We start from the raw sequence: 7,057 nt of genomic DNA on the forward strand, positions 1-7,057 counted from the left end.
GAATCTTATACGTCGGGGCTGTTTCCTTCAGAAGATCCGCTCCACCTCCTAAATAGTTAGAAACATTCTGAGCTATCTTGCTTACATCACCTTGTACGTTCGTTACACTCGTAGTCAGACCTTCAACTTTTCCTGTGGTTTCAGTAAGCCTGCTATCAACCTTATAAAGCTGCTTGCCTGTTACAGCTTCTGTCGAACTGTCCGAAAGTGTGCCTTCCTTCAAGCCGGAAAGGGTCCGACCTTCACCATCTTTGTTCGCAAGAGTGATTTCTGTACCACCTATTTTTGCTCCTATCGTAATGCGACTATTACTATCTTCTTGTTCAATAAGGCCATTCCCAACTCCATTCTCAATATTCGTATAAAGCTCTGTAAGAGACTTATCAACACCGGCAAAAGCTGCTCCGACATTCTCGTAATCTTTATTCTGAACCGTATACGTCGGAGCTGTACCACCAAGAATATCCGCTCCGCCTCCTAAATAGTTAGACGCATTCTGAGCTATCTTGCTTACATTACCTTGTACGTTCGTTACACTCTTAGATAAACCATCAACACTCGTAGTCAGAGCAGCAACATCTATAGACAAGTCAACAACATCCGCGCTTACCTTATAAACTTCGTCATTCGTATCTGTGATCTCACCTTGAACTTTAAAAAGCTGTTTTCCTGTTACAGCTTCTGTCGAACTGTCCGAAAGTGCGCCATCCTTCAAGCCGGAAAGGGTCCGGCCTTTACCATTTTTGTTCGCAAGAGTAATTGCAGCACCACTCGTCTCCGCACCTATCGTGATACGGCCATTACTATCATCTTGTTGGACAAAGCTATTACTACTTTCTAGTACTAACTGCCTTAATACTTTCAGCTGCGCAACATTCACAGCGTCAGTATCTTCTCGACCAGCCGCTACTCCGTTAATTTGTCGTGTTATCTTTTTCTCAACATCACCAATAGAAACTACACCAGTGGTAGCTTGCCATATATAATTTGCATCATCTCCTGCATATTTACCTGTCAGAGGATTATAACCAGCATAATCAGATCTATTAGAGGCTTTACTGCCAGAACCTAAAGCAACTGCCTTAACGCCGCTAGCATTAGCATAGCTACCTATAGCAACAGCCTCGTCACCCGATGCAATTGCCTTAGTGCCAACAGCAACCGTATAGTTATTACTTGCTTTTGTATCAAAACCTAGAGCGGTTGCCATATAGGAGCTAGCATTAGCATAGCTACCTAAAGCAATAGACCGCTCACCAGTGCCGCTAGAGCTTGCACCTACAGCAATCGTATTGGCACCCGTTACTTTTGCCTTAGAGCCTATAGCAACCGAAGAGGTCTCTATTACCCTTGCATCATCACCTAAAGCAATAGAGTGCTGACCAGTGCCGCTAGAGCCTACACCTATAGCAATCGTACTGGCACCCATTACTTTCGCATCTCCACCCACAGCAATACCCCCGCCAAAGTCCCCTACAACGGAAGAATTCATACCTATAGCAACTGCCGCATGACCAACGCTAAGAGAGGCTGCACCTATAGAAATTCCCCCATAACTTTTGCTTTTAGAGCCTCCACCTATAGCAATTGCCCTTTCATTCTCGCTGCGAGAGGATACACCTATAGCAATCATATCCTTCATCTCTACCCAACCTATTCCCCCTGCTGTAGATGCGTCACGACCAAAAGCCATATTACTCATAGCCCCCATAACGAGGCCAGAGAGATAGTCAGCTCTCCTAGTTGTATTATCTCTCAACACATTGCTCAAAACAGATGTTGCAGACACATCAAGCACTGCACTTTGACCATCAACAGTCCAAGTGGCTCGTTGAGCTCCCAAATCACGAGAATGACCATTATCAAATTGGTGATATGTGAGAAGATTTACATAATTTTCCTCACTGATTATCTTTCTTGAATCAAAGGAAGTAGAGACAATAATATTATCCACACCACAGTAACGATCACTCGTACAAGCAGGACCAAGAGAATTTTTTGAAGCTTTATCAGTAGCTTTTATGGAAATCACACCTGTGCCCTTAGGACTTTGTGAACTTTGTAGCGTTGTTTGCTGCCCTGTTGGAGAAAAAGTAGACGCAACGACAGGTGAAACACTCGACAAGAGCGCTGTCATGGCTGTTCCTAATGAAACGGCTTGCAATAAAGGTGAGCGACAAGAAAAAAGATGATCATTTAAAGCACTTTTCTTTGAGATAACTCGCGATTTTTTCATAAGAAATTCTCCAATAAAAATAAAAAATAAATTTTAGACATCAAAAAGACACATTTAGATGTTATCCAGTTCTTAGAAATAGAGCTTCTAGTCATGGAAAGTCTTAATCTATCGTGTCAAACGAGAGAGTTGTCTGATATGAGTGTGGATTTTTTGTAAGAGGTGTAAGAACTCTTTGGAATGTTCTTTTGCGATTTCTTTGCAGTATTATTCATAGCTTGTATGAGCCCCCCAGTTACAACATTAAAGAATGTATTTTTCTGTAGTTTAAAGCTTAAGAGATATCTTTCACTTGGTGTTAGAGAAAATGGTATTATAGAGTTTGTTTTGTGTTTTTGTGTTGTGGTTATTATCTAAGATTTTATAGAAATTGTTGCGTTTTTTTGGGTTATTTTATTGAAATTTAGCCTTTCTGTGTTTTATTTTGTAAAAAAAATTAAATAAAATGTACAATTTAACGTTTTATTAAAGTCTTTGTGTATGTTCCATTTACTTGGATAGAATACAAAGGATGAAATTTCAAGGGGAATTTTTGTTTTTATCCAGTTTTATTTTTTATTTAAGTGAAAATTAACATTTATTTCTACGAATCAGTATTTTCTAGAAGTGGTTGTAGAGGTGTTGGAATAGGTAATTCTATCTTCAGGTGTATAACCAGCATAGAAAGCAAATGTAGAGTGGCTTTTCTATGAATCGTTGTTAGTTATTGTATTTAGTTTTCCAAGTGCTTCTTTATAATGAAGGTTAAGTGACTACTATACCGATAGTGATCACTTATCCTATTTCTTTATTATAATTCAGGCTATTAAACTTCATATCAGTATAATCTTTAGCTTCAGAAACATCGTTTTGCGTTATCAAAGACAACTTTCATTTTCTTATAAAATTGCCCACCATTAATAACTTTTTTCGACTTTATCATCGCTAACATTATCAATGACAACAGAAGAGCTTGCATCCTCACCTGCTAAAATGATGTTATCGTTTTTTTACTATCTGAATCTTTATCATATTGAATAGTGCCATTTGACCAACTGAATTCTCAACATCATTAAACTTGTTTTCAAGATCATTTACTTTTTGATTTGCTTTCCAAAGTTAATTCCCAGTCATTGCATCACTAGAGCCTTTTTCTACTTTGCTATCTGCCACATCATAATGTGTCTTTCTTCATCATTATAACATTACGTTTATAAGCAACGGTATTCCATTTTAGACTATCCTGCTCTATTTGCATTTCGACATTATCGAGATGATTATTTAGGTTATTCACATTTTTATTAACATCATCATTAGCCAACAAATTCTCATCATGAATCCACAAGAATTGTATTTTAAAAAATATGTCGCCTTAAAATATATCTGAGATACCAGCATTATTTAAAATAAAACTGTTTTTATAATAAAACATGCGTTCAATTTTAAATCCGCATTGTTTTATTTAATTCACTAAAATTAAAAATTATTAGATTATTTTTCGATATATAAAATACATAAGCTATTAACAAACACCGAGTAATCCCTTACATTTTTAAATATAGTCTGCTTTATCTTTATAATCCATAATGAGAAAACCAATATAGCTCATAGAAAGCAAAAAATTAAACATGAATCAATTAATTCAAAAAATACATCCCAACAAATTGGGACATGTATTTATTGTTAATAAAATTACAAAACCTCTATGAAATGATGAAATAGAAAACAATATTTCTCTCTTGATCTCTATCATAAACAGTCTGCTATTTATAAAAACTTACACCCTTCCCTCATTTTTGAGGAAAGGGCGTAAATTTATCTTAATCTTAATAGATTTCTATTAATATCGCTGAGGAACAATCATACCATGCACCTCTCTATTACTATTAACGCACCGGCAAAGTAAAGCTGAGTCCTGCACCAACACCCCAATGACCTCCCGCACCTGTCACAGAAACATTAGAACGGATATTTCCATTTATAGATGTATAACCAGCACCAAAAGCAAAAGCAGATTGACTACGCCATAAACCAGTTCCAAATGCAACACTTAATGCACCAGGAGTAGTATTATACCGCAAGTTAGAGACTGCTAAACCAATTGCTGCAGCTTGTCTTGCTTCTTTTCGTACTCCTTCAATGTTATAATTTAAAGCATCAAACTTCTTATCCGTATAGTCTTTTGCCTTCTCTACCGCATCATCAATAGCATCTACAACAATATTCTTGACCTTTTCATCTGTATATTTTTTTGCATCATCAAGAACAATCTCCATTTGTTGCTTAGTATAGTCATGTAGCTGACCACCATTTACTGCCTCTTTCGAACCTTTTTCAATCTTACCATCTGCAAGATTGTCAATGACAACAGGCTGCCCAGCATCACTTCCTGCTAAAGTGATTTTATTAGTTTTTTTGCCATTTGCATCTTTATCATATTGAACAGTATTCTCAGCTATACCATTAATCGTGTTTGACATATTGTCTACTTTATTTTCAACATTAGTAACGCGCTCGTTGGTATCCCAAAGTTGCCCACCATTAACTGCCTCTTTTGAGTCTTTTTCAACTTTACCATTTGCAACACCAGTAATCTTACTATCCTTTCCTTCTCGGTTTGCATCATAAGCGCCTTTTTCTTCACTCCATTTTAAAGCATCTGAATCAGAGCCACCTTGTCCACTTTGATTTTCAATCTTCTTAATCCGATCATTTAAAATAGACATCCCCCCATTCACACCAGCAAAAGCACTAGCAACATCCTTATAGGCCCTTTCAGAAGTAGAACCATTAGCACCAAACTGATAAATCGTAAAAATAGGATCTCTCCACTCTCCATTTTCATATTGAGCACCGCCACCAAAATATGAAGCAAGCTTGTTACTCATCTGAAAAAGCTGACCACCATTTATTGCATCTGTCGAGTTCACATCAATTTCTCCATCTGAAAGAAATGTCAGTTTGCTATTTTGTTTTTCTTGCCCTTTAGAGCCATGAAGTGCAACAAAGGCTCCTTCTTGTTCACTCCATAACAAAGCATCAGTAGAAATATTGGAAATCTTTTCATCAAAGTCCTTAATCAAATATTGTATGTGCGTATTCACATTTTTAATATTCGCATCAAGCCCTGCAAAAGCTGAACCAACATCGTTATAGCTCTCTCTTGTTACAATTCCTTCTGTTGTCACATGCGATAAAGTGTAGATTGGCCGCGTAAATCTACCATTGTTGAATTCTGTACCACCACCAAAAATGTCCGCAATATCCTGAGATAAGTTATTAATCTGTTTTCCATTAACAGCATCGCTCGATTCATTAGAAATTTTACCATCTTTAAGATTACGAATAGCAACTGGGCCCTCACTATTTTGTCCACCCAAAGTAATCTTTTTATAATCAATGCTGCCATCTGACGCCTTATCATAAAGAACTGCAGCAACACTAATAGACTCAACATCTGTAGTAATCTCTTTCAAACGTTTATCAAGTTGATCTTTGTTAACAGCTTCGTTACCTTGCACCGCAGCTTTCACACCAGAAAGAGTTCTATCTTGCCCTGGACTATCTGAAATATCAATTAGAGTACCACCTCTTCCCTTGCCAATGGTAATAACTTTCGTACCTATATTTTGCTGAACGAGACTATTTTCCGTTATATTCAATATTTGATTATGAATATCCTCAATAGAACCATCAACACCCTTAAACGCTGAACCAACATCATTATACTTAGAGCCATTAATTGTATAAGTTGGTGCTTTACCACTCAGAACATCTGCACCACCGCCTAAATATTTCGATGTATAAACTGCGACCTTTGATAAATCACCTTGAAGATTCGTTATATCTGTCTCTGCTTTTTCTACACTATTATTGAGTTCAGCAACTTCTTGATTCGTTTCCCAAAGCTGTCCACCATTCACTGCATCGGTTGATTTTCCAAAAATAAGCCCCTTCGCAACACCAGTAATCTTTCGTTGTTGCTTTGTATGATTTAGGACGCTAATTTCAGTACCATTCACATTCTTACCGATCGTAATAAGACCATTACCCCTTTCTTGCTGGACAAGACTATTTTCCGTTATATTGGAGATTTTATTATTAATTTCCGTAAAAGCAGTATCAACACCTTCAAACGCTGAGCCAACATCATTATACTGAGAGCCATTAATTGTATAAGTTGGTGCTTTACCATCCAAAACATTTGCACCTCCACCAAAATACTCCGATGTATTTGTCGCAACTTTTGTTAAATCAGTTTGAATATTGGTTATATTTTCATCTATACTATCAATCTCACTATCTAATTCTGAAATTTTTCCATTAGTCTCCCAAAGCTGACTTCCATTTATTGCCTCGGTCGAGTTTTCAGAAACCTCTCCAGCCGAAACACCAGAAATCTTCCTCTGTTGGTTTTTATTATTTACAATATGAATTGTACCACCACCGGTTTCCTTACCAATAGTAATAATACTGTTTTCTTCATCTTGCTGAACAAGATTATTTTCCTTCACATTTAATATCTCTTTACGAATCTCCGTAAAATTAAGATCTACACCCTCAAATGCTGAACCAACATCATTATACTTAGAACCATTAATTGTGTAAGTTGGCGCTTTACCACTCAAAACATTTGCACCACCACCTAAATACTTTGATGTATTGCTTGCAACCTGCCAAAGCTGATAGCCATTTATTGCATCCGTTGATTGATTAGAAACATCTCCATCCTCAACACCTGTAATTAGCCTCGATTCACCTTCATTGTTCGTAATATCAATTAGAGTACCACCTGTTTTTGCTCCAATAGTAATATCCTGAGCTGAATCTTGCTGAACAAGG

At 37.0% G+C, this 7,057-nt stretch carries 1 protein-coding gene and 1 pseudogene; both read right to left on the reverse strand.

Annotation, left to right across the window (positions count from 1 at the left end; all coding sequences use genetic code 11):
* Positions 1 to 2,236, reverse strand: a pseudogene (locus tag M4Z11_RS05125) (hypothetical protein); the annotation flags it as partial.
* Between the two features lie 1,865 nt (positions 2,237 to 4,101).
* On the reverse strand, positions 4,102 to 7,057 hold a 2,956-nt coding region (locus M4Z11_RS05130; protein WP_249677194.1), incomplete at its 5' end, for a Vomp family autotransporter.

It is taken from the genome of Bartonella bilalgolemi (assembly GCF_023500045.1).
Taxonomy (GTDB): Bacteria; Pseudomonadota; Alphaproteobacteria; order Rhizobiales; family Rhizobiaceae; genus Bartonella; species Bartonella bilalgolemii.